Annotated in this window: 18 protein-coding genes; 6 read left to right on the forward strand and 12 right to left on the reverse strand. The window is 67.0% G+C overall.

What is annotated here, in order from left to right:
- Positions 1–13 precede the first annotated feature (13 nt).
- Positions 14–1,261: a hypothetical protein gene (locus FR943_RS20780; protein ID WP_217160158.1), complete on the forward strand. Its 1,248-nt coding sequence runs from the start codon at positions 14–16 to the stop codon at positions 1,259–1,261.
- A 45-nt stretch (positions 1,262–1,306) separates the two neighbouring features.
- Here the strand turns inward: FR943_RS20780 and FR943_RS20785 are convergent, their stop codons facing one another.
- Positions 1,307–3,175, reverse strand: a complete 1,869-nt coding sequence (locus tag FR943_RS20785; protein ID WP_217160159.1) for an ABC transporter family substrate-binding protein — start codon at positions 3,173–3,175, stop codon at positions 1,307–1,309.
- Between the two features lie 297 nt (positions 3,176–3,472).
- Here FR943_RS20785 and FR943_RS20790 point away from each other — a divergent pair, with 297 nt between their 5' ends.
- On the forward strand, positions 3,473–4,723 hold the full coding sequence (locus tag FR943_RS20790) for a hypothetical protein (RefSeq protein WP_217160160.1): 1,251 nt from the start codon (positions 3,473–3,475) through the stop codon (positions 4,721–4,723).
- Between the two features lie 572 nt (positions 4,724–5,295).
- Positions 5,296–6,498 (forward strand): hypothetical protein, encoded by a 1,203-nt coding sequence (locus FR943_RS20795; RefSeq protein WP_217160161.1) that lies wholly within the window; start codon positions 5,296–5,298, stop codon positions 6,496–6,498.
- Positions 6,499–6,516: 18 nt separating this feature from the next.
- On the opposite strand, the gene typA is transcribed toward FR943_RS20795, so the two are convergent.
- Complete coding sequence (gene typA / locus FR943_RS20800) at positions 6,517–8,418, reverse strand: translational GTPase TypA (RefSeq protein WP_217160162.1); 1,902 nt, start codon at positions 8,416–8,418, stop codon at positions 6,517–6,519.
- A gap of 56 nt (positions 8,419–8,474) precedes the next feature.
- Here typA and FR943_RS20805 point away from each other — a divergent pair, with 56 nt between their 5' ends.
- Complete coding sequence (locus FR943_RS20805) at positions 8,475–8,642, forward strand: hypothetical protein (RefSeq protein WP_217160163.1); 168 nt, start codon at positions 8,475–8,477, stop codon at positions 8,640–8,642.
- A 62-nt stretch (positions 8,643–8,704) separates the two neighbouring features.
- On the forward strand, positions 8,705–8,971 hold the full coding sequence (locus FR943_RS20810) for a hypothetical protein (protein WP_217160164.1): 267 nt from the start codon (positions 8,705–8,707) through the stop codon (positions 8,969–8,971).
- Between the two features lie 6 nt (positions 8,972–8,977).
- Here the strand turns inward: FR943_RS20810 and FR943_RS20815 are convergent, their stop codons facing one another.
- The 9 genes from FR943_RS20815 to FR943_RS20855 all read right to left on the reverse strand — a co-directional run bounded on the left by FR943_RS20815 (position 8,978) and on the right by FR943_RS20855 (position 22,543).
- Complete coding sequence (locus FR943_RS20815) at positions 8,978–11,863, reverse strand: PQQ-dependent sugar dehydrogenase (RefSeq protein WP_275957474.1); 2,886 nt, start codon at positions 11,861–11,863, stop codon at positions 8,978–8,980.
- Positions 11,864–12,138: 275 nt separating this feature from the next.
- Positions 12,139–12,579, reverse strand: coding sequence for a pyridoxamine 5'-phosphate oxidase family protein (locus FR943_RS20820; protein WP_217160420.1), 441 nt, complete (start codon positions 12,577–12,579; stop codon positions 12,139–12,141).
- 5 nt (positions 12,580–12,584) lie between these two features.
- Positions 12,585–13,961 carry a WS/DGAT/MGAT family O-acyltransferase gene (locus FR943_RS20825; protein ID WP_217160166.1) on the reverse strand — a complete coding sequence of 459 codons (1,377 nt, stop codon included), beginning with the start codon at positions 13,959–13,961 and terminating at the stop codon, positions 12,585–12,587.
- A 66-nt stretch (positions 13,962–14,027) separates the two neighbouring features.
- Complete coding sequence (gene narI / locus FR943_RS20830) at positions 14,028–14,756, reverse strand: respiratory nitrate reductase subunit gamma (RefSeq protein WP_217160167.1); 729 nt, start codon at positions 14,754–14,756, stop codon at positions 14,028–14,030.
- Positions 14,756–15,337 (reverse strand): nitrate reductase molybdenum cofactor assembly chaperone, encoded by a 582-nt coding sequence (gene narJ, locus FR943_RS20835; RefSeq protein WP_217160421.1) that lies wholly within the window; start codon positions 15,335–15,337, stop codon positions 14,756–14,758. Before narJ ends, narI begins: the two co-directional genes overlap by 1 nt.
- Before the next feature lie 79 nt (positions 15,338–15,416).
- Positions 15,417–17,060: a nitrate reductase subunit beta gene (narH, locus tag FR943_RS20840; protein ID WP_217160168.1), complete on the reverse strand. Its 1,644-nt coding sequence runs from the start codon at positions 17,058–17,060 to the stop codon at positions 15,417–15,419.
- Positions 17,057–20,743 carry a nitrate reductase subunit alpha gene (locus FR943_RS20845; protein WP_217160169.1) on the reverse strand — a complete coding sequence of 1,229 codons (3,687 nt, stop codon included), beginning with the start codon at positions 20,741–20,743 and terminating at the stop codon, positions 17,057–17,059. Before FR943_RS20845 ends, narH begins: the two co-directional genes overlap by 4 nt.
- A complete protein-coding gene (locus FR943_RS20850) occupies positions 20,740–21,957 on the reverse strand; it encodes a nitrate/nitrite transporter (protein WP_217160170.1) in 1,218 nt (405 codons plus the stop codon). The genes FR943_RS20845 and FR943_RS20850 overlap by 4 nt, the downstream gene beginning before the upstream one ends.
- Before the next feature lie 187 nt (positions 21,958–22,144).
- Positions 22,145–22,543 (reverse strand): (deoxy)nucleoside triphosphate pyrophosphohydrolase, encoded by a 399-nt coding sequence (locus tag FR943_RS20855; RefSeq protein ID WP_217160171.1) that lies wholly within the window; start codon positions 22,541–22,543, stop codon positions 22,145–22,147.
- Positions 22,544–22,568: 25 nt separating this feature from the next.
- Between FR943_RS20855 and FR943_RS20860 the strand changes: the two genes are divergently transcribed.
- On the forward strand, positions 22,569–22,862 hold the full coding sequence (locus tag FR943_RS20860) for a 4a-hydroxytetrahydrobiopterin dehydratase (protein WP_217160172.1): 294 nt from the start codon (positions 22,569–22,571) through the stop codon (positions 22,860–22,862).
- On the opposite strand, the gene FR943_RS20865 is transcribed toward FR943_RS20860, so the two are convergent.
- Entirely contained in the window at positions 22,831–23,973 is a 1,143-nt protein-coding gene (locus FR943_RS20865; RefSeq protein WP_246585166.1) for a mannosyltransferase, read from the reverse strand. The two genes, FR943_RS20860 and FR943_RS20865, sit on opposite strands and share 32 nt — an antisense overlap.
- Positions 23,974–24,020 lie beyond the last annotated feature (47 nt).

Genomic DNA, 24,020 nt, shown 5'->3' on the forward strand with positions numbered 1-24,020 from the left:
TTGAGGAGAAGCAATGCAGCTCGCAGCCCATCCCTGTTTCACCACCGGCGTCGCGTTCCTCGGAGCCGGCGCGATCGCCATGAGTCCGGTGGCACCGCCGATGCCGGACATTGCCGTGCCGGCGATCTCCTCGGCCCAGGTGAACCTCTCCGCAGCAACGGATCCGGTCGAGGCGTACCTGGGCTTGATCACCAACACCTTCACCAACGTGACCGAGCGGATCGGCGACGAGATTGCCGATCCGGCTCCCATCCTGCGCCAGATCGTGACCAATCAGGTTGACAGCGCCGTCGGCGTCGGAACCGCGCTGACAGAAGCTGCCCAAAGCATCGGCCACGCACTCGACCCGTCGAACTCGACGGGCCTCACCGCGCGACTCCAGCAGGCGTTCGACCAACTCCTGCAAGGCGACGTCAACAAGGCAGTGTCCACCGCCTGGGGCAGCTTTCTCATCACGGCGCTGGGCCTCTTCCCGGTGGTGACGGCAATCACCAACGCGATCGAACAGCCGGTGGGCAACCTCGACGCCGTGCTCAAGGACCCGAGCATCGTCCTGCTCCCGGCGGTCGGCGTGCTCGGCATCGTCTACGGCTCCCTCACCGCCGCCGGCAACATCGGGCAGAACATCGTCGACGCGGTGAAGGCGGGCGACGCCCTCGCTGTCCTGAACGAGATGGTCGCCGCGCCCGCGGTGCTCGCCAACTCCGTGCTCAACGGCCCGGAGAACACCAGCGGGATCTTCGGGGCGGGCAGCGGTCTGGTGGATCTGATTCGCCAGACCCGCGAGACCATCACCAAGGACATCACTCCGCCGGCGGCTGCGTCGACCAATGCGGTGGTCGAGGCGGCGCCGAAGGCAACGGCCGCCATGGTGACGCTGGATGTCAGCCCGCAAGCGCCGACGCCGGCTTCAGCCAAGGCTGCGCCGGCCGCTCCCGCAGCTGAGGCGGCACCGGCTCCCGACGAAACCACCTCTGCGACAGCTGATTCCACAGTCGGCGAATCGTCGCCGGGCGTCGGCACTCCCGTGGTCAAGAAGAGCCTCAAGGCCGAGCCCGGAAAGATCGGGAACCTGTCCGGTTCGAAGCGGGCCGGCGCCGTCGCCCAACTCCGCGACGGCATCCAGGGATCGGTCGCCGGAGTCAGCGACGGTCTGACGAAGGCCGCTCACGGGCTCAGCGGCACGAGCACCCGTTCGCACCGGGCTGCGCACCCGGACAAGTCGTCGTCCTCGCGCGCAAGTTCACGTCACGCATCCTGATCCGCCCGGTGGGCCTCCTCGTCTGAGGGGGCCCACTGCGTGGTGCTACCGGGTTTTCGTCCACCCGCCCGCGTCGCCGACGATGCCGACCGGCACGGCGCCCGTCAGGCTCACGTTCTGCACGCTCGGCCCGGCCGCCACGATGGTGGTGTCCTGCAGGATCGGCAGCACGGTCGACATGTTCCACAGTCGCGGTTCCACAGCCTGGATCACCTCGGCGATGTTCGCCGAACCATCCAGCGCCGCATCGATTTTCGGCTGGATACCGCGGTCGCAGATGCCGGTGATGTTGCTCGGCGCCTGCACCAAGGCGTCGGAATCCGGCGCGGGGGCCGGCTGTGTAGACGTGGGCGTGGTGGCCGGCGCCGGGGCGATCGTGGTGCTGGGCTTCGGTGACGACGACGGTGTCACGCCCGGAACCGTCGTGGAGACCGCCGTCGCCTCCAGCGCCCGGCAACCGTAACGGGACGCGAGGCTGGTGGCCAGGTCTCCCCCGGCCTGGTGCCAGCCGACGACGGCGTCGACGCGGTTGTTGGTCAGCGCATCGCCGTACAGCACAACGGGATCCAGCGCCAGCACCGAGGCGTCGATGCCGACGTTGCGCAGTTGATCGGCCGCGGTGTTGGCCACCGCCACCGAGGTGGGGTCGTTGGAGGCCACGCCCAACACCAACGACAACGTCACGCCGTCCTTGGTGATGCGTGGGCGGCCGTTGTCGGGTGCGGGCGCACCGCCTGGGGCCGGTGACACCTGGGCAGCCTCGACCTCATAGCCCGAGGCGCGCAACAGATCCAGGGCGGCCTCCCGTGACATCGCCGGCGGTGCGGTCGGCACGTAGCCGGGATCGGACGGGGAGCGCACCTGAGCCTGTGCCAGCGTCACCGTGTTGTCGTCGCCGGCGCCCACCGAGGCCAGCAGGTCGACATCGATCAAGCCCAGGATCGCCTTGCGCACTTGGGCTTCGGCCAAGTGCGGCCGCTGACCGCGCAGGGTCAATTGCATCACCCGCGGCGTGACGATGCGGGCGGTGCGGACATCGGGGATCGCGCTCAGTTGCGCGAACGTTGCCGCGCCCCCGTGCACCTGGGCCACCTGGGTGTCGCCGTTGCGGATGGAGTCGGCGAGCGCGGCCGGCGCCCCGCCCCGTCTGAACAACACCTGATCGGGCTTTGCCGGCTGGCTCCAGTACCGGTCGTTGCGGGCCAGCAGGATCTCATCACGTTGCGGGTCAATGCTTTCCACCCGGAATTGGCCGCCGGTCACCGGCATCGCCCGGGCCAGCCCGGCCGCGAAACCCCCGGGAATGTCCTTGACGATGTGGGCCGGCACGATGTCGTTGAACAGCTCCCGCCAGGCCGGGTAGGGCTGCGAGAAGGTGACGACAGCCTGCTTGCCCCCTTCCACCGACTGCACACCGGTGATCAGGTCATAGCCGGCCGGATCGACAACGCCTGGCTGACTGACCATTTGGCGCCACAGATACCAGTAGTCGTCGGCGGCGATGGGTGCGTTGTCAGTCCACTGCGCCTCCGGGCGGATCTTGTAGGTGACCGTGAACGGGTTCTGGCTGGTTACCTCGGCCGATTCGAGCAGAGTGGGGTCCAGCTCCCAGCGCGAGCCGGTCGCCGATTTCGGATCGGGCACCGGCCGGAACGAACTCGGCAGTACCAGGGCGGCGATGGCCGCGTTCACCGGCGACTGGTCCGACAGCAGATGCGGGTTGAACCCCGGACCGATCGAATCGATCGCCATGATGATCTGGGTCGCCTTCATCGGCGGCGGCGGTGTGGTTTCCGTCGTTTCGGTGCTCTGCGGCGCCGGCGGCGGGCTGACCGTACAGCCACTGAACAAGAGCGCCGGCACCGAGATGAGCGCCCCGATCGTCAGGTGGGCGCGGCGGAGGGGTGTCGGCACGCTACTCAGGGTATCGACCGGCCTCCCGCGCTGCCGCCGCGCACCTGCACTGCACGGAAGGCGTGTCGACGAGTATCAACGGTGACATAATAGATCCAAATATTTCAAGTCGCAAATACTTCGCGAGCTCCTCATATAACCTAACTGACCTGCTGCTATGACTAGCTCCCCTACTCCACTAGGCGACGTCGTAGCGAATATTGTCGTTCTTTGCATACATCTCAGGGTGTTCTCAGATAACCTCTGCGCCGTCGGCCGGAGTGACCGACACCACACCTCACTCAAAGGGAGACTCCGTTGCGACAAGCACTACGGCCCTACGTCACCGCCGGCCTCGCGATCGCGGGCGCCGGCATCATCGCCGTGGGCCCGATCTCCATACCAGACACCGGCACACACTCGGTCGAGTTCTCGTCGGTGCACCTCGCCGCCGCCGAACTTCCCGGGGCACTGCAACCTCTCGACGACAGCCAAACCGCCGCCGAGGCCTATCAGCAATTGATCGTCCTGACGGGCGCATTCCTCTCCGCCGCCCTGGTACCCGTGGTCGAAAACCCGGCACCGATTCTGAGTCAGTTACTGGCCAACCAGTTCGAATATCTGAACTACCTTGCAGTGGGCGTTGCGTATGGGGCAGGCAACGGCGTGCTGGCCCTGGGAGAACTGCCCGGCGTCCTGATAAATGCAGCCGCGCAGATGGGCACCGGCGATGCCGAGGCCGCGATCCAGACGCTGTGGACCTTCGTCGAACACACCGCACTGCAGGTTGTCAGCCCATTCATGCAGTCGCTGACGATCCCCGGCATGATCGCCCAGAACATCGCCAATGTCGTCACCGCACTCCCGATGATGGCTCTCGACTTGGGCCTCAACGCGTTTGAAACGATCAGCAACACGATGCGGACCACGGCGACGGCCGTCCAGGACGTCATCGAGGCGGCAGCCGCCGGCGATCCGCTGGCAGCAGCCGACGCGATCGTCTCGGCACCCGCCCACATTGCGACCGCCCTTCTCGTCGGTGACATCGCAGATGGAGGCGAAACCGTTGGCTTGATCAACGGGCTGCTCACGAGCTTCGTGCAGGCCCGCGAGACGATCGCCGAAGCGCTCGGAGCGCCGCCCCGAGAAACCTCAGAGGCCGCGGCGGCCCGGCCCACAACGGCCGCGGCGACGGGCGAGGTCGCCGGCGATGCCGATGACGCCGCAACGGACACCGCGTCTGCCGAGACGACACCGGCGGGGACATCATCTGACACCACCGCCGACGAGGCAGCCCTGCCGGCCGAACCGGAGACCACCACGAACTCCGAATCGGATGCAGGACCGCGGACAGCCCCACTGGTCCGAAACAGCGCGAAAGCGGTGCCCGGCAAGACCGGCCTGTCCACCGAGCCCGCCGGCCAAACGCCGGTGCCGTCGTCGCTCAGCACGGGCTCCTCGGCGACCGGCACCCCCGGGGCGGACGCCGAGAAAGCATCCAACGGGACCCACAAGCCCGGTACCCGCGGCCGGCACGACAAGAGGGCGTCAGCACACTCCAGCGACTGAACCGTGTGGTCAGGCCGCCGCTCTCAGGCAATGCTCAGGAGCGGCGGCCGAAACCACCTACCAGAGGCGAACTGGCGACACGGAAGAAGGTGGCGGACCCTGACATTTCATTGCCCATCGACCCGTGACGCAAAGATCGGGACGCCACGCCGGCGCGGTCCCGGAGTCCGTGGACGCCGGGCCGCCATGACCCCCCGTCGGACAATCATCTGTGCGTCGTCAGCACATTGGGCATTAAGCCAGCAATTGTAAAGGCTGGTACGTATGTCGATATTGACCTTCGTTTCCCGTCGAAGGGCTCAGCATCAGCGAACTCGAACACCCGAGCGTCCATTTCTGGCAAGACCTGACCATTCAATGCAACCGAAACCAGCCAACACTCCGAGCCCATCCATCCCGGGCCGGCAAAAACGTCAGAAAATTGCCCTACCAGCTAGTTTCCACCGATAACCGCCTGCTTAGCGGGCGGGCCAGTAATGAATTCAGCTTCTCCGAATTACCGGAATTATTAACTTACCCTCAGGTAGCTTCTGACCCGCCGGGGGATTTCGGTTGACACTGAAGGAGATGCCATGAAAATCGCAGCCCGTCCATATTTCACCGGAAGTGTCGCGCTCATCGGGGCCGGTGCCATCGCCATGAATCCCGTCGCCCCACCGATGCCGGATGTGACCGTGCCCGCCGTCCACTCCTATGTCACGGAGCTGACCGCGAGCGTCAACCCCATCGATGCCTATCTCCAGATCGTCACCAACACCTTGAACAACGTCGGGACGCTCATCGGCGACGAACTCGCCGACCCCGCGCCCATCCTGCGGGCGATCATCACCAACCAGCTCAACACCGCGCAGGGCCTCGCCAACGGGCTGGGCGAGGCGGCGACGTCATTGGTCAACCAGTTCAACCCGGGCAACCCCGACGGAACTCCGGCGCAACTGCAGGCGGCGCTCGCCCAACTGGCCGAAGGCAACATCGACGGTGCGGTCGCCACCGCCTGGTCCGCGCTGCTCACCCCGGTGCTCTCGGCGTTCCCGCTGATCCTCCCGGCGATCAACGTCATCAAGCAGCCCATGCAGAACATGCTCACCCTGCTGAACGACCCCTTGGTGCTGCTGACCCCGGCCCTCGGGATCATCAACGTCGGCTACACGACGGTGACCGCCGCCGGACACGTCGGCCAAGAACTTTTCGATTCCCTACAGGCCGGCGACACGGCCCGTTTCGTCAACGCTCTCGTCACCGCGCCCGCCGTCATCACCGATACCTTCCTCAACGGCGACGGGAGCACGGGCGGCGTCTTCGGTCCCAGCCTCGGCCTGTTCTCCACGTTGCGCATGGCCCGCGAGGCGATCGCCACCGCACTCACCCCAACGACGACACCGGATCCGGAAGCCGTCACCGCGACGGTGACCTCCTCGGCCCCGTCGGCCAGGACCGTGACGCTGAACGTCGCACCTGCCGAAACACCGGACACCACAACAGCTTCCACGGACACCGCGGACGATGCGGGTGCGGTGGCTCAGGAAGCGACCGACCCCGACGCTGTCGCTAATGCCGACGACGACGCCGATGCCGGGAAGCAGGTGAAGTCCAACGTCGTCACCAAGAGCCTGGTGGCCACCCCCGGTGAGACCGGAGACCTCGCCAAGGCCGAAAAGCCCAAGGCCACCACACAAGTCAGCACCAAGATCCGAGCCACCGCGAAGAGCGCCGACGGCGTCAAGAAGAGCGGACCCGACAAGACCCGCAGCCACCGCGCGCGGCACGGGCGGTAACGGCCAGGGCGCTGAAAGCTAGCCGCGGGCCTTGGCCCGAGCCTTCGCCCGGGCCCGCAGGCTGGCGGTCAGCTCCACCTTGCGCACCCGGACCACCTCGGGGGTCACCTCCACGCACTCGTCCTCCGCGCAGAACTCCATGGCCTGCTCCAGGCCGAGGTCCAGCGGCCGCGCCAGGGTTTCCATGACGTCGGCGGTGGACGACCGCATGTTCGTCAGCTTCTTCTCGCGGGTGATGTTGATGTCGAGATCCTCGGCGCGCGGGTTGATCCCGACGACCTGGCCCTCGTAGGTGTCCTCGCCCGGCTCGACGAAGAACTGCCCGCGGTCGGCCAGCTGGATCATCGCGAACGGGGTGATCGAGCCGGACCGGTCACTCACCAGCGAGCCGGTGTGGCGGGCCCGGATCTCCCCGGCCCAGGGCCGGTAGCCGTCGAACACCGCGTTGGCGATACCGGTGCCGCGGGTCAGGGTGAGGAAGTCGGTGCGGAAGCCGATCAGCCCGCGGCTGGGCACGATGAAGTCCATCCGCACCCACCCGGCGGCGTGGTTGGTCATCTCCTCCATGCGGCCCTTGCGCGCGGCCATCAGCTGGGTGATGGCGCCGACGAACTCTTCGGGGCAGTCGATGGTCAGCGCCTCGAACGGCTCGTGCAGCTTGCCGTCGATGTTCTTGGTGACCACCTGCGGCTTGCCGACGGTCAGCTCGAAACCTTCCCGCCGCATCTGCTCGACCAGCACGGCCAGCGCCAGCTCACCACGGCCCTGGACCTCCCAGGCGTCGGGCCGGCCGATGTCGACGATCCGCACCGACACGTTGCCGACGAGTTCGGCGTCGAGGCGGTTCTTCACCATGCGGGCGGTCAGCTTGTGCCCGGACACCTTGCCGGCCAGCGGCGAGGTGTTGGTGCCGATGGTGACCGAGATGGCGGGCTCGTCGACGGTGATGCGCGGCAGCGCGTGTGCGTGGTCGGGGTCGGCGAGGGTGTCACCGATCATGATCTCGGGGATGCCCGCGACGGCGACGATATCGCCGGCGACGGCCTCCTCGGTCGGGTTGCGGTCCACACCCTCGGTGGCCAGCAGCTCGGTGATCTTGGCGTTGGTGATCACCGGCGCGCCGTCGACCTCACGCATCCAGGCGACCTGCTGGCCCTTGCGCAGCCGGCCGTTGTAGATGCGGATCAGCGCGAGGCGGCCCAGGAAGGCCGAGGCGTCGAGGTTGGTGACGAGCGCCTGCAGCGGCGCCTCCGGATCACCCGTGGGCGGCGGGATGTGCTCCATCAACACGTCGAACAGCGGGTCGAGGTTCTCGCCGTCGGGGTTCTCGCCATTGGCGGGCTGGGTGGTGGAGGCGATGCCGGCCCGACCCGATGCGTACAGCGTCGGCAGGTCCAGCGCCTTCTCGGCGGCGGCCTGGGCCTCGTCGTCGAGGTCGGAGGCGACGTCGAGCAGCAGGTCGTGGCTTTCCTCGACCACCTCGGCGATCCGCGCGTCGGGCCGGTCGGTCTTGTTGACCACCAGGATCACCGGAAGGTGCGCGGCCAGCGCCTTGCGCAGCACGAACCGGGTCTGCGGCAGCGGGCCTTCGGAGGCGTCGACCAGCAGCACCACGCCGTCGACCATGGACAGGCCACGCTCCACCTCACCACCGAAATCGGCGTGCCCGGGAGTGTCGATGACGTTGATCACCGTCATGGTGCCGTCCGGGTGATGCCGGTGCACCGCGGTGTTTTTTGCCAGGATGGTGATGCCTTTTTCCTTCTCCAGGTCACCGGAGTCCATCAGGCGTTCGACCGCGTCGTCGCCGCGGTGCGTCAAGGCACCGGACTGTCGCAGCATCGCATCGACTAGGGTCGTCTTGCCGTGGTCGACGTGGGCGACGATGGCGACGTTGCGAAAGCTCGGGCGTGAATCCACCCGGCTATTCTCGCAGGCACGTCGGTCGATCACGAAAACGAGAGAGCCCCGTCACGTTGAAGCCTGCAAAGATCGCCGGCCTGAAGCCCAAGAAGAAGTGCTGTCGCAGCAAGCCGCGGTGCAAGCGCTGCCCGCTGGTTTTGCACAAGGTCCGCAAGGCCGAACTCAACGGATTGCGCGGCAAGGAACTGGCCAAGGTGTTCAAACGGGCGCGGAAAGCCTAGCGATCGCGAGTACCGTTTCAGGTATCCGTCACGTTGTGATGGGCGTGCTTGGAGGTGCCAATATGACGGTTTACGAAGCGCTCACAGTCGCCTTGATCATGGTGCTCGCCGCAGGGACCACGGTGGCGATCTACGTGGGGATGGCCAACTGGATCGGTGCCTGCTACATGGTCCGGTGCAGTGAATGCCACCACCTCACCTTCGCCTCGGCGAACCGCCCGCAGGCTTCCTGCGCGCACTGCCGCCACCCGATGCTGCTGCATCCGCTGTATGCGACGCAGCATCCGGACCACGCGGTGCGAGTGGTCGACGATCGGTTGCGGTACTGAAGGTCCTCACAGCACCGACGGCACCTTGTCGAAGGCCACCGTGTAGGTGGTGTCGGTGTCGGGTGTGACGATCGTGTGGGTCGGGGCCCCACCGTCGGACCAGCTGACGAACACCAGCTGACCGTCCTCGACGAACTGCGGTGAGGAGACTCCGAGCACACGCTCGACGCCCACCACGGACGTTTCGGTGTAGGAGCCGGTGTACGGCTTGCCGTCGATGGTGAAGATCGCCTCGGGGTCGCTCGCGGTGAACGTCTGTGTGACGGTGTTGGGGTAGACATTGGCCGACGATGTCGTCGACAGGCCGCTGCTGTCGGTGACGGTCAGCCTGATCTCGTACCAGGTGTCGGCCGAGTTGTGCGGGTCGGTCGGAACGGTGATGCTGCCCGTCTTGCCGACGACGTTGCTGGTGACCGGATGGATGTGGTCGGCGTGATGGAACACCACGGTCCAGTTGTAGGCACTGTCCGGCAGGGTTTCGTCCTGGTCCAACGCCGATCCGGTGAACGAAATGGTGTCGCCGGCATTGTATTTCGTGTTGTCCAGCGGTGCGCCCAGCGGTGTGGTGATCGTCAGGTCGTGCGGGGCGGTGCTGCCGACGGTGACCGACTGGGTGTCCTGGCCCGTCTTCTCGCCGTCGCTCACGGTCAACGTCACGGTGTAGGTGCCGTTGGTGTCGTAGGTCTTGGTGGGGTTGGCCTGTGTCGAGGTCGTGCCGTCACCGAAATCCCAGTGGTACGTCAGGGTGGTGTCCGGGTCGGGATCGCCGGAACCCTCCGACGAGAAGTTCACTTCCAGCGGCGAATACCCGTTGGACGGTGTGGCCGTCACTACGGCTGTCGGCGCCCGGTTGCCGCCGGACGGAGCGATCATCGACAGCTCGCCGGGGTAGATGTTCAGCTGGTAGATGTTGCCGTCCGGCCCTTGCACGAGCCGTACCGGGGTGCCGGCCTGGCCGTCGAACGGCTGCTCGCTGACGTAACTGGCGTAGTTCTGGTCGAGTGTCAGCACCTTGATCCAGCCGAGGGTGTAATCGGCGATGAACACCTTGCCCTGGTACTCCTCGCCGAGGGTGTCGCCGGTGTAGACCAGGACCGAGGTGATCGAGGCGGTCCCGGCCGGGGTGTCGTGGTCGTAGGAGTAGATCGGGTTGACGTAACCGCAACCGACACAGACCCCTTCGGCGCCGGGCCAACCGTAGTTGGCGCCCTTGGTCACGACGTTGAGTTCTTCCCAGGCGGTGTCGCCGACATCGGCCACGAGAAGCTGGCCGTTGGGCGCCACGTCGAACCGGAACGGGTTGCGCAGGCCGTATGCCCAGATCTCTTGGCGGGCGCCCGGTGTGCTGTAGAACGGGTTGTCGGTCGGGATCGTTCCGTCGGGGTGGATCCGCAGGATCTTGCCGTGGATGTTGGTCAGGTCCTGGGCATTGGTGCCGACCGAGTTGTCGCCCTTGGCCCAGTAGATGTAATCCGGGGCGTCCCCGGGGTTGTCCTCGTAGTAGATCTCGCCGCCGTGGTGGATCGGTCCGGCCGTCTGGTCCGAGGCCATCAGTACCTGCTCGGAGGCCAGGATGGTGGTGGAGTCACCGGAGAGCGTGAAACGCGACAGCACGTCGACATCGTCACCGTTGGTGTAGGACACGTAGAGGTAGTGGTTCTCGGCGAAGTTCGGGTCGACCTCGATGCCGCCGATTCCACTCTCGAAGTCGGTCTCCGTCGGAAGTACCACGAGCGTGGTGGTGCCTTGCCCTTCCTTGTAAAGCTTGATCGCCCCGCCCTTTTCGGCGATCAGGATGCCACCGTCTTCGGTGTTCGCCGGATCGTCGGGCAGGAACCGGAAATCCACCGGCTCCGAGAGTCCCGACACGATGACGGTGCGTTCGAGTTCCGGCGGCAGCCCCGCCGTGGGCTCCCCGCACGATTGGGTTATCTGCTGCAGCGTCAGGGCACCCCAGGCCGTGACGGCCTCGCTGAAATCGGAAATCGGTGGCGCGGAGAAGATCTGCTCTGCCTGCCGGCGCACCCAGCCGAGCACCGCCCACAGCCCTGGTGAATCCGGCGTCTCCCCCGGGGCGGGACCCGCCAGCAGGGGCATGACGTATTCGTTGATCAGGCCGCCGATCTTCTGGGCGATGGGGGCCACGGTGCTGAAGACGTTGCAGAAGCAGTTCCACACCTTCTTGACCGGCTCGGGCGAGTCCGGCCCCGGCAGGGGCAAGGGCGGGATCGTGATCGCCGCCTGTTCCTGCACCTGTGCCTGCACCGGGCCGAGCTCCTCGGCACCCGATCGCACCGCGCCCAGCGGCGCCGCGGCCTCGCCGGCATCCGCGACCTCGGCGACATCGGCGGGCTTGGAGCGGGCCTCGAGTTTGCTCTTGGACCACGAGCTGGGGCGGCCGCTGGTACGGCGCAGCGGGTTCGTCGACGCGGCGTCGCCGGCGACGAGCTCGGCGATCGGGCTTTCCGGCGGTGGCACGACCTCGACAGCCTCGACGACCTCGACAGCCTCGGGGGTCGGCTCGAGTTCGGCCGGCAATTCGGGTGTTTCGACCTCGCCGAGGGCGACGTCCTCCTCGACGGCGACCTCGTCCGGGGCGCCTTCCTCGGCATCCTTCGTGCGCGCCCCGCCGGAACTTCGGATGATCACGCCCTTGGGGAGGGTGACAGCAGATTCCTTGGACTTCGGGACCAGCCTGGCCCTACCGGGCCGGGTGGCCGCGTCGGCAGAGTTCACCTTGGCGGACTTCGGGGATTTGGCCGACGCCGCGCCGGGTCGCGTCTTCGCTCCCGACGACGCCGATGCGCCGCCGCCGGTGGCCGTCGACGCAGACTCCGACGTCGCCGCCGAGTTGGTCTCCTCGGCCAGCGCCAGCCCGGGAGTCGACGCCATGGCGGCACCGAACCCGAGGGCGACGGCCAAAGCACCAACCCGGGCAACGTGTTTGGTGCGGGGACTGAGTGTCGCGGATCTGCACTCAGGTGGACCGGCCGGCGACAGCTCGGTCTGTGCACGCTTCCCTGACGCCATGGCCCACCCCTGAACGCACATCGTGATCGCAGCGCCGCCCGGCGCGCCATCAGTATTGCGGTTGCGTCAATTCCACGCAGGAAAACGTCAGGATTTACTCAGGTTCTCCTCAGCAAGGCCACGGGTGGTGCCCGGTCTCAGTCCTCGCTGTCGGCCTGATAGTGCGGTACGCCGCGGTCGCGGAACCGGCGCCCGGTGACCTTCTCGGTCCGGATGCGGACGAAATGGTCGCGCCGGCCGTCGACCCACGGCTGCACGAACGTCCCGGCGACCTCGACCTGTTCGTCCACATCGGTCAACGGCTCGGCATGCCCGACGATGGTCACGCTCCAGCCGGTGTGCAGATCGGCGTCGAGTTCGTCGGCCTGGAAGGCCACCACCTGATGGTCGGTCGCGGCGGTCAGCTTGGGTCCCCCGGCGACCCGGATCACCACGTCGTCATGCCACATCCGGAAGTTGACCGGCTGCACCGCGGGCAGGGCGTCCTCGGTGAAGACGAGGCGGCCGACACGCACCCGGTCCAGCAGATCCAAGCACTGCCTGCGGGTGAGCACGTCGAGCTCGGATCCCTTGGACACCATGATCAACCTCCTTCGACGAGCAGCAGGGTCCCCACCGGGGTGGAGCGCCAGTGGCCGGTACTGATCGCGGTCAGCCGCTCGACTGCCCGCTCGATGCCGGTGGCGAGTTCGTCGACATCGGGCGTGGCGTCGTAGTCGCCGATGACGCCGAACACCAACCGGTCGGTGTAGCTCATGATCGCAATCCCGGTGCGCAGATGCAGGGCCAACGGTGGAATCGGCAGCAAGCGCACCACGTCGCGTCCCATCAACCGCAGGGTAGCGCGCGGACCGGCGACACTGGTCGCCAACGTGACCACCCCGCGTTGCGGCAACCGGGTCAGCGCCCGCACCGTCCACGCCGTCAACGGAAACGGAATCGCCTTCGCCGCGGCCACCACGAGGTTTCCGGCCTGGCTCTGACCGCTGCCCTTGGCCCGGTCCATCCGCTCGTGCACGCTGCGCAGCTGGGCCACCGGGTCTTCTTTCTCCACCGGCAGGTACGGCAGCATCACCGAGACCCGGTTGTCGAGGGCGTCGCGGGCGCCGGTCGGCCGCACCGACACCGGGACCAGGGTGCGCAACGAGGTTCGCCGCGGCCGCTCCCCGCGCCGGATGAGCATGGTCCGGAAGCTGTCGGTGATCGCGGCGAGCGCGACATCGTTGACCGTGACGCCGAACCGGCTGCGCACCTTCTCGATCTCGTCCAGCGGCACTTCGACCGCCGCGTAGCGACGCATGCTTGAGATCGGCCCGCTCAACGACGACACGGCCGCGGGCCGCAGCAGCCCCTCGGCGATGTCGAACGCGCCGCGCACGGCCTGCACCGCCGCACCGGGCAGGGCCCGGGTGGTGCGCCACGCGCCGCTGATCCACTCGACGGGGTTCGACCCCGGCCGGGCCGCGGGACCGGCCGGATCGTCCCCGACGACGGGATCGTCGCAGAGCTGGCCGAGCAGCCTGGTGGCGGCCACCCCGTCGGCCACGCAGTGGTGCACCTTCATCAGCAGGGCCCATCGGTTGTGCTGCAGGCCGTCGACGATCCAGCACTCCCACAGCGGCCGATCCCGGTCCAGCCGGCGTTCCATCACCTCGGCAACCAACCGGTTCAACGCCGCCTCATCGCCGGGCCGGGGTAACGCCGTAAACCGAATATGGTGGGCTACATCGAAATTGGAGTCATCGACCCAGTGCGGGGCAGCCAGGTCCAGCGGCTGGGTGTGCAGCAGCTGACGCAGCCTCGGCACCGACATCACGCGTTCGGTCAGCGCGGCGACGACGGCCTCGGCGTCGGGCATCGGGCCGGCCAGCACGGCAACCGCACCGATGGCCAGGCTGGCATGCGGATCGGAGTCCTCGGCTTCCACGAACGCCGCGTCCAGGACGGTCAGCTGTTCCATGAATCCACTGTGCCGGACCGACGGGCTGCCCCGGCAGAGCCGAAAGTCACCAATCGCACCGACGGATCACCAACCACGCCGGTGCGGCTGCGAGCCGACCAGTTCGCCCCGGCCGGCGACGTCGCGGCTGCGGTACACGACATACGGCCGGAACAGATAGCCGATCGGAGCGCTGAACACGTGCACCAGCCGGGTGAACGGCCACAGGCAGAACAGCACGAGCGCGATCATCACGTGGATGTGGAAGTACAGCGGCGCCTGCACCATGAGATCACCGCGGGGCTGCAGGATCCAGATCGAGCGGAACCACGGCGACACGGTTTCGCGGTAGTCGTGCTCGGCGCCCTCGGGAGTGACACCCATCGCCGTACAGGCGAACCCGGCCACCATCGCGGCCAGCAACACGGCGTACATCACCTTGTCGTTGACCGTGGTCGCCATGAACACCGGTCCGGTCGTGCGGCGCCGGTAGATCAGCAGCACGATGCCGGTCAGCGCGGCGACGCCGGCGAGGCCGCCCAGGATCACCGCCTGCAGGTGGTACACGTGTTCGCTCATCACCAGGTCCATCCAGGACTCGGGGATCAGCAGCCCGATGACGTGCCCGATGAACACCACCAGGATGCCGAAGTGGAACATCGGGCTGGCGATGCGCAGTAGCCGCGACTCGTACAGCTGCGACGAGCGGGTGGTCCAGCCGAACTTGTCGTAGCGGTAGCGCCACCAGGTGCCCACCACCACCGCCGCCAGCGTGACGTACGGCACCACATCCCAGAAGATCACCCAGCCCGACATCAGACGCCGCCCTGAACTCGACGCGGCGGCACGGTCAACTGGAACGGCTGCAGTCCCACGGTTTCCGCGGGCGGGCCGGACCGCATCAGCCGCACCACGTCGTCGGCCGGGGCCAGGACGGGCAGGGTGGCACACACCGCGGCCAGCGCAGGCGCATACGGCGAGTCTGCCTCGGCCAGCGACCGGGCGATCACATCGATCGGCACCCGGTACTTGGCCAGCAGCCGGCGCCCGACCTCCGGATCCACCGTGGCCGCGAACTCCAGCACCACCGGAAGGTGGTCGGGTGCCTCACCTTTCGGCACCTGCACGCCCGCGGCACGGAAGGCCTGGGCGAACTCCACCATGTCTGCGCCTCGGTTGCGGGTGTCCCCCGATGTCCAGTACGTCAACAGCATCGTGGACCGCTTCTGCAGATCGAAGGTGTCGACGTACTCTCTGGCCAGCTCCATTCCGGACCGGATACTCAGCCCCACAACGGTTTCCCCGAGCAGGCGGCGCGGCTCACCGGTGACGTGATCCAGCAGGCGGGCCGCATTCTCCAGCCGCTCGGCGTGACCCTCGTCCGGGTAGCCCAGCATCAGCGACGCCGCCTGCCACACCAGACGATCCTGTAGTCCGCGGTCTGTTCTCGTCCGACGCTTCAGCACTGGTCCTCCATCAGTCCGAGGGGAACATCCCCGACGGCACGCCCCGGCCGTCCCAATTGAGCAGATTCACCCGCGACGGGCGTTCGGCGTTGGCGGCCATCGCGCCGGTGGTCTGCCGGTGCTGCAGCGCGTGGAACGTCTCCACCGCCACCGGCACCGGCCCGCCGCTGGCCTCACCGAACGGGCCTGATTCGTACATCCCCGGACCGCCCTCGAACGACAGCGAGCACCCGGGCTCCTCCGCCCCGGGGATGGCCTCGGAGCTGTAGGCCGTCGGGATGACGTAGCGGTCCTCATATTTCGCCAAGGCCAGCAGCCGGTACATCTCGTAGATCTGTTCTTCGGTCATCCCGACCGCGGCCGGGATGTGCGGCTGGGTCTCACGCCCGAGATTGATGTCGCGCATGTAGGCGCGCATCGCCGCCAGACGGCGCAACACGCCCTCGACCACGGTGGTGTCACCCGCGGTGAACAAGCCGGCCAGGTACTCGATCGGGATGCGTAGTGCCTCCAGCGCGCCGAACAGGTTGCCGACATCCTCACCGTCGTGACCGTCGCGGCTGACCGCGTCGACCACCGGCGACAGCGGCGGGATGTACCACACCATCGGCACGGTCCGGAACTCCGGATGCAGCGGCAGCGCAACGCCGTAGGTGTGGATCAGCTTGTAGATCGGCGAGCGCTGCGCGGCCTCGATCCACTCGTCGGAGATCCCCTCGGCCCGGGCCCCGGCGATCACTTCCGGGTCGGTCGGATCCAGCAGGATCTGCCGTTGCGCCTCGTAGAGATCCTTGTCATCCGGTACCGACGCGGCCTCCAGCACCCGGTCGACGTCGTAGAGCACCAGTCCGAGATAACGCAACCGGCCCACGCAGGTCTCCGAGCACACCGTCGGCAACCCGACCTCGATGCGCGGATAGCACATTGTGCACTTCTCGGCCTTGCCCGTCTTGTGGTTGAAATAGACCTTCTTGTACGGGCATCCGGACACACACATCCGCCAGCCGCGGCAGCGGTCCTGGTCGACCAGCACGATGCCGTCCTCGGAGCGCTTGTACATCGCGCCCGACGGGCAGGACGCCACGCATGCCGGGTTCAGGCAGTGCTCGCAGATCCGGGGCAGGTAGAACATGAAGGTCTGCTCGAGTTCGAGCTTGATCTGTTCGGAAACCTGTTTGAGTACCGGGTCGCCCGGAACGATCTCCGGGGAGCCGGCCAGATCGTCGTCCCAGTTCGCCGACCACGACACCTTCATCGGCTTGCCGGTGATCAGGCTGCGCGGCGGTGCGGTGGGGATGTGTTCGCCCAGGGGCGCCGAGGTCAGGTTCTCGTAGTCGTACGTCCACGGTTCGTAGTAATCGTCGATGGACGGCAGCTTCGGGTTCGCGAAGATCTTGGCCAACTTGGCCAGCCGGCCGCCGTCGCGCAACCGTAACCGGCCGCGGCGGTCCAGCTTCCAGCCCCCGCGCCACTTCTCCTGGTCCTGGTAGGTGCGCGGATAGCCTTGCCCCGGCCGGGTTTCGACGTTGTTGAACCACACATATTCGGTGCCGGCCCGGTTCGTCCAGGCCTGTTTGCAGGTCACCGAACAGGTCTGGCACCCGATGCACTTGTCGAGGTTCATCACCATCGCCATCTGGGCCATGACTTTCATTGGTACTTCACCTCCTGCGACCGGCGCCGGACCACCGTCACCTCGTCACGCTGATTTCCGGTGGGGCCCAGATAGTTCCAGGCGAACGAGTGCTGGGCGTACCCGCCGGCCAGGTGGCTCGGCTTGACCAGCAGCCGGGTCAGCGAATTGTGGATACCACCGCGCGTCCCGGTGGTCTCGCTCAGCGGCACATCGATGGTTCGCTCCTGCGCGTGGTAGACGTAGACCACTCCTTCCGGCATCCGGTGACTCACCACCGCCCGGCACACCAGCACACCGTTGCGGTTCACTGCCTCGATCCAATCGTTGTCCGCCACGTCGATCTTCGCCGCGTCGGCCGGGCTCATCCACATCGTCGGACCGCCACGCGAGAGCGACAACATGAACAGGTTGTCCTGGTACTCCGAGTGGATCGACCACTTGGAGTGCGGGGTGAGGTAGCGCACGGTCAGGCCGATACCGTCACGCCCCAACCGGGATTCGCCGAACAACCGGGCCATGTCCAGCGGCGGCCGGTAGATCGGCAGCTGTTCGCCGAGCTCCTCCAGCCAGTCGTGGTCGACATAGAAGTGCATCCGGCCGGTGAGCGTGTGGAACGGTTTGAGCTCCTCGATGTTCACCGTGAACGGGGCATAGCGCCGGCCGCCGGTCTCGCTGCCCGACCACTCCGGGCTGGTGATCACCGGCACCGGTCTGGCCTGGGTGTCGGCGTAGGTGATCCGGCGTTCCTCGTTGCCCTCGGCCAGGTGGATCAGCTTTCGGCCGGTGCGCCGCTCCAGCTCGCGGAACCCCTCGACCGCCAGCCGGCCGTTGGAGGTACCCGACAGCGCCAGGATGACGTCGGCCATCCGTTCGGCGGTGGTGATCGCCGGGCGGCCTTGCCCGGCACCGGAATCCATCACACCGAACTTGGCGGCGAGTTCACCGACCTCGCGCTCGGGAAACGTGGTGACGCCCTTGGTGGTCAGCCCCAGCTTCTCGACCAGCGGGCCCAGCGCCGACCACTTTTGGGCAATTGCGGTGTAATCGCGCTCGACCACCTGCAGCGGCCCCATGGTCCGGCCCGGTACCGGCGTCTCGCCCGTGGTCCGCCAGTCATGTTCGGTGCCACCGGGATATGCCATCGCCCCGGGGGTGTCATGCTGCAACGTACCCATCACCACATCGGTGCGGGTGCCCAGGTGCCGCTTCGCCAACGCACTGAAGGTCCGCGCGATCGCACCGAAAGCCTCGAAATCCGAACGGGTTTCCCACGGCGGGTCCACTGCCGGGCTGAAGGCGTGTATGTAGGGGTGCATGTCCGTGCTGGACAGGTCGGCCTTCTCGTACCAGGTCGCCGCGGGCAGCACCACATCGGAGAGCAGTGTCGTCGAGGTCATCCGGAAGTCGATCGACATCAACAGGTCGAGCTTGCCCTCGGGCACATCCTTGGTCCAGGCCACGTCGTTGGGTCGCAGCTCTTCACCGGTCGGTTCGCCCTGCACGTTCGACGTCGTGCCCAGCAGATGCCGCAGGAAGTACTCGTTGCCCTTGCTGGACGAACCCAACAGGTTGGCCCGCCACACGTTGAGCACCCGCGGCCAGTTGGCCGGATTGTCCGGATCGGTGACGGCGAGTTTGAGTCCGCCACCGGCCAATTGGGCCGCGACGTACTCGGGAACCTCCTGACCGGCCGCCTTGGCTTCGTCGACCACATCCAGACTGGACCGGTCGAACTGCGGGTAGAACGGGGTCCACCCCATGGCCACCGCCGAACTCAGCACGTCCATGGTGTGCTTGTCGCGGAACCGCCCCCGCCCCACCGGACTCGACAGGGCGTCGGCGCGGTACCCGTCGTAGCGCCACTGGTCGGTGTGCACATACCAGTACGACGTCCCGGCCATCTGCCGCGGCGGGCGCGACCAGTCGGTGCCCATCGCCATGGCGGCCCACCCGGTGACCGGCCGGCACTTCTCCTGCCCCACGTAATGCGCCCAGCCGCCGCCGTTGCGGCCCATCGAGCCGGTGAGCAGCAGCAGCGAGAGCACCGCCCGATAGGTGGCGTCGCCGTGGAACCACTGGCAGATGCCCGCACCCATGATGATCATCGACCGGCCGCCGGATTCCTCGGCGTTGCGGGCGAATTCACGTGCCACCCGGATCGCCTGCCCTGCCGACACCCCGGTGATCTGCTCCTGCCAGGCCGGTGTGTAGGGCTGGGTGGCGTCGTCGTAACCGGTGGGCCAGTCCCCCGGCAGGCCGGGCCGGTGCACCCCGTACTGGGCCAGCATCAGATCGAACACCGTGCACACCAGGTGTTCTCCGACCCGCCGCACCGGCACCCCCCGCTGCAGCGTCGCGCCGCTGCCGTCGACGGTGTCGAAGCGCGGCAGGGTGATCTCGGCGGTCTCGAACGCGTCGCCCCACACCGTCAGCGCGGGCGAGAGATCTTCCAGGTCGAGGTTCCACTTACCCAGACCGTCGTTGCCGAACCGGAATCCGAGGGAGCCCTGCGGCACCGCGACACTGTCACTGGCACCGTCGAGAAGCACCGGTTTGAACGCGGCGTTCTCCTGCTCGGCCACTGCCCCGCCGAGATCGGCTGCGGTGAGGTTCTTCCCGGGCACCAGTGCGCCATCCCGTTCTTCCAGCTTGACCAGGAACGGCAGATCGGTGAAGCGGCGCACATAGTCCACAAAGTACGGAACGCGTTTCTGCACAAAGCATTCGTCGAGAATGACGTGCCCCATGGCCATCGCCAACGCGCCGTCGGTCCCTGCCGCGCACGGCATCCACTCATCGGCGAACTTGGTGTTGTCGGCGTAATCCGGGCTGACGGTCACCACCTTGGTGCCGCGGTAGCGGACCTCGGCCATCCAGTGGGCGTCGGGGGTGCGGGTGACCGGGACGTTGGATCCCCACATCATCAGATACGAGGCGTCCCACCAGTCCCCCGACTCGGGAACGTCGGTTTGGTCGCCGAAAACCTGTGGGGAGGCGACCGGGAGATCGGCGTACCAGTCGTAGAACGACGTCATCACGCCACCGATGAGCTCGATGAAGCGGGAGCCGGCCGCGAACGACACCATCGACATCGCCGGAATCGGCGAGAACCCGGCGACCCGGTCCGGCCCATAGGTCTTGATCGTGTGCACGTGCGCGGCGGCGATCATCTCGGTGGCCTCGGCCCAGCTCACCCGCACCAGACCACCCTTGCCGCGGGCCTGGTGGTAACGCTTGCGGCGCACCGGATCACCCTGAATGTCAGCCCAGGCCAGCACCGGATCCTTCAGGCGCGCCTTGGCTTCCCGGTACATCTCGACCAGCACGCCGCGCGCATACGGATACCGCACCCGCGTCGGCGAATAGGTGTACCAGGAGAACGCGGCACCACGTGGGCACCCGCGCGGCTCGTACTCGGGCCGGTCGGGACCCACCGACGGGTAGTCGGTCTCCTGGGTCTCCCAGGTGATGATCCCGTCCTTGACATAGATCTTCCAGGAGCACGATCCGGTGCAGTTGACCCCGTGGGTGGAGCGCACCACCTTGTCGTGGCTCCACCGATCGCGGTAGAAGATGTCGCCCTGACGCCCCCCTTGACGGGTGACCGTACGCAGGTCACCCGAGAACTCACCGGCGGTGAAGAACCTCCCACTGCGTTCGAGCAGTTCTTCGATCGTTCCACCGATGTGGGGCTTTGTCATAAACGCGCCTCCTTGGCCTGCTGAGGTTCATGGGCGTGCAGTCGCAGCGCGGTGTAGCCGAGGGCCACCAGAGCCGTCACCACGAGCAGCAAGAGCCCGACGGTGTAGTCGTTGTCGACCGAATCGTACGTCGCACCCATCACCAGCGGCGGGAAGTAACCGCCCAAACCGCCTGCTGCAGCGACGATCCCGGTCACCGAGCCCACTTCCTTGGCCGGTGCACGACGCGCCACCCAGGCGAACACGCCGCCGGTGCCGATGCCCAGGAACACCGCCAGGGCGATGAACGTCGTCGCCGACCACACATCCGGCGGCGGCTGGAACACCGCGATGAAGGCCAGCACCGCGGTACCGGCGAACGAGGTCAGCACCACATATTTGGGAGCGATCCGGTCCGACAGCGCCCCGCCCACCGGGCGAGCCAGCACCGCGGCCAGCGCGAATCCCGCGGTGCGGGCGCCCGCGTCGACCGCGGAGAACCCGTAGATCGTCTTGATATAGGTGGGCAGGTAGTTGCTGAACGCGACGAAGCCGCCGAACACGACGGCGTACAGGAACGACATCTCCCACGTGACGGGCAGTTTGAGCGCCGAGCGGAGCTTGGGCAGCACCGGATCGGTATTCGGCTGGAACGCCGGTGAATTGCGCATCGACACCAGGCACAGCACTGCCGTCAGGGCAAGCGCCACCGCGATGATGACGTGGGTGGTGAACAAGCCGAACGCGTGCACGAGCCGCGGGGTGAAGAACGCCGACAGCGCGGTGCCCACCATGCCCATGCCGAACACACCGGTCGCATAGCCGCGCCGGGCCGGGGCGTACCAGTTGTTCGCGAAGGGAATGCCGACGGCGAAGATCGTGCCGGCGATGCCCAGGAAGAAGCCGCAGACCAACAGCATCGGGTACGACCTGGCCTCGCCTGCGGCACCGACGGCCAGCACCGGCAGGATCGAGGCCAGCGTCACCGCCAGGAACATCGCGCGGCCGCCGAATCGGTCGGTCAGCGAGCCGACCGCCACCCGGCCGATGGATCCGACCAGGATCGGGGTGGCGACGAGCATCGAGGCCTGCGTGCTGCTCAGGTTCATGTCGCCGGCGTAGGTGGTGGACAGTGGGCCGATCATGTTCCAGGCCCAGAAATTGATGGCCGAGACCCAGGTGGCCAGCACGAGATTCACGCTCTGGCCCTGTAGTGGCGCGCTAGACGTGCTCACCCCAACAGCAAATCACCATGTCCGGGCAGTTGCGTCAGTTTCGGTCGAAACGTTGCAGGTAGTTTCATACAACCGTAATCCGCAACATCGATATGTCGAAAATGGGCCGAGGTCAATCCCGTTGCCCACGCTCAGCTTTTCGCGAGCAGACCCGGAAGTATCTGAAACAGCGTCGTTTCAGGTACTTTCACGTCCGCTCGCAGGAAAGTGCCTCGGCCAAGTCCGGGAGCCAGGCCCGGTCGGCGGGTACCCATGGCAGGCCGTCGAGTTCGTCGACGGTGACCCATCGCAACGCCCGGTGATCGTGCGGGTGCGGACTGCCCCCGGTCAGCGTCGCCCGGTAGGCGCGCAGCGTCATACCGGAGCTCAACGCCACGTCCACACCCAACCGCGCCCCGACACTCACCTCGATGCCCAGTTCCTCACGCAACTCGCGGGCCAGTGCGCCGGCCTCGCTCTCGCCCGTCGCCACCTTGCCCCCGGGCAGCTCCCACAACCCGGCCAGCTCGGGCGGCCGCTGCCGTTGGGCGACCAACAGCCGGTCTGCGGAAAACAGCGCACCGGCCACAACGATCTGCTCATCCATCGCGCCCGACGGTATACGGTCGGGTATGGCCGTGTTATCGAACGATCAGGTCGACGCCGCACTGCCCGATCTGCCGGGCTGGGAACGCGCGGCGGGCGCCCTGCGCAGATCCACCAAATTCCCGACGTTCCTCGACGGCATCGAGGCGGTGCGCCGCGTCGCCGAGTTCGCCGAACAGAAGGACCATCACCCCGACATCGACATCCGTTGGCGTACCGTCACATTCGTCTTGGTGACGCACTCGGCCGGCGGAATCACCGACAAGGACATCCAGATGGCCAAGGAGATCAACCGGATTCTGTCCGACCAGCCCGAGTAGTGGCGATCCAGGCCAGCGTGGCCAACGTCGCCACGATGTAGACCAAACCGGCCCAGGCCAGGTACCACGGGCGCTCGATCACCCAGATCGTCGGCTGGGCGAAACTGAGCAGCCACGGCACCCCGATCAACGTCAGCGCCAGCCAGCCCCAGCCCAGAACCCGCGCCCCCAGCCGGTCGGCCAGCGGGCCGTGCAGCAACCAGATCATCAAGGGAATCAGCCAGACCCAGTGGTGCGTCCACGAAATCGGTGAAAGCAGCAACCCGAACAGGCTCACGATCACGATCGCACCCAGCCGGTCTTCCGCGCCGCCGACAGCCCGCCAAGCCAGCACGGCCAGCACCGCGGTGACGGCGATACCGAGCAGCACGGCCGGGCCGTATCCGGCGTCATGGCCCAGGATTCGGGAGATCCCGCCGCGCCAGGATTGGTTGAACGACGTGCCGATCGGCCCGATCCGGTCGGCGTCACCGAGCAGCTCGGTGAAGTACCGGCGGGCCTGATCGCCGATCACCAGCGCCGACACCGCGACCGTCCCGAAGAACACCACCGCCGAGAACACCGCGGTGGCCCATCGGCGCGCACCGACGAAGTAGAGCCCCGACACCGCCGGGGTGAGTTTGATGCCGGCGGCCAACCCGACCAATAACCCCGACAACCACCACCGATTGCAGTAGACGGCATAGAGCACCGCCAACGCCAGGACCACGTTCACCTGGCCGTAATCGAAGGTGCTGCGCAACGGTTCGGTCCAGATGCCGACGGCGGTCCACAGCATCGCGGCCCGCCGGTTGGCTTGCTGACCCAGCAATCGCTGACTGATACGCACCACGCCGTAGAGCGCGGCGATGATCCCGAGCTGCCAGCAAAACGCCACCAGCCCGAAGGGCAGCAGGTGCAGCGGATAGAACACAACCGCGGCAAACGGTGGATACGTGAAAGGCAGTGGGAAATCCGGCGTCTGGTCGGCGTAGACGTAGTCATACAGCGCGCCGGGACCGTCCAGCGTGGCGGCGCCGCCGACATAGACGTGCAGGTCGACGAAGTTCGCGCCGTTGGGCACCAGATAGGTCCAGGCCAGGCGCGCCGCAATGCTGAGGACCAGCAACATCGGCGCCAGACGGTAGAGCCGCGCGGTTGCTGAGACGTGGGGTGCCG

Source organism: [Mycobacterium] fortunisiensis, from assembly GCF_019050325.1.
In the GTDB taxonomy this organism is placed as follows: domain Bacteria; phylum Actinomycetota; class Actinomycetes; order Mycobacteriales; family Mycobacteriaceae; genus Mycobacterium; species Mycobacterium fortunisiensis.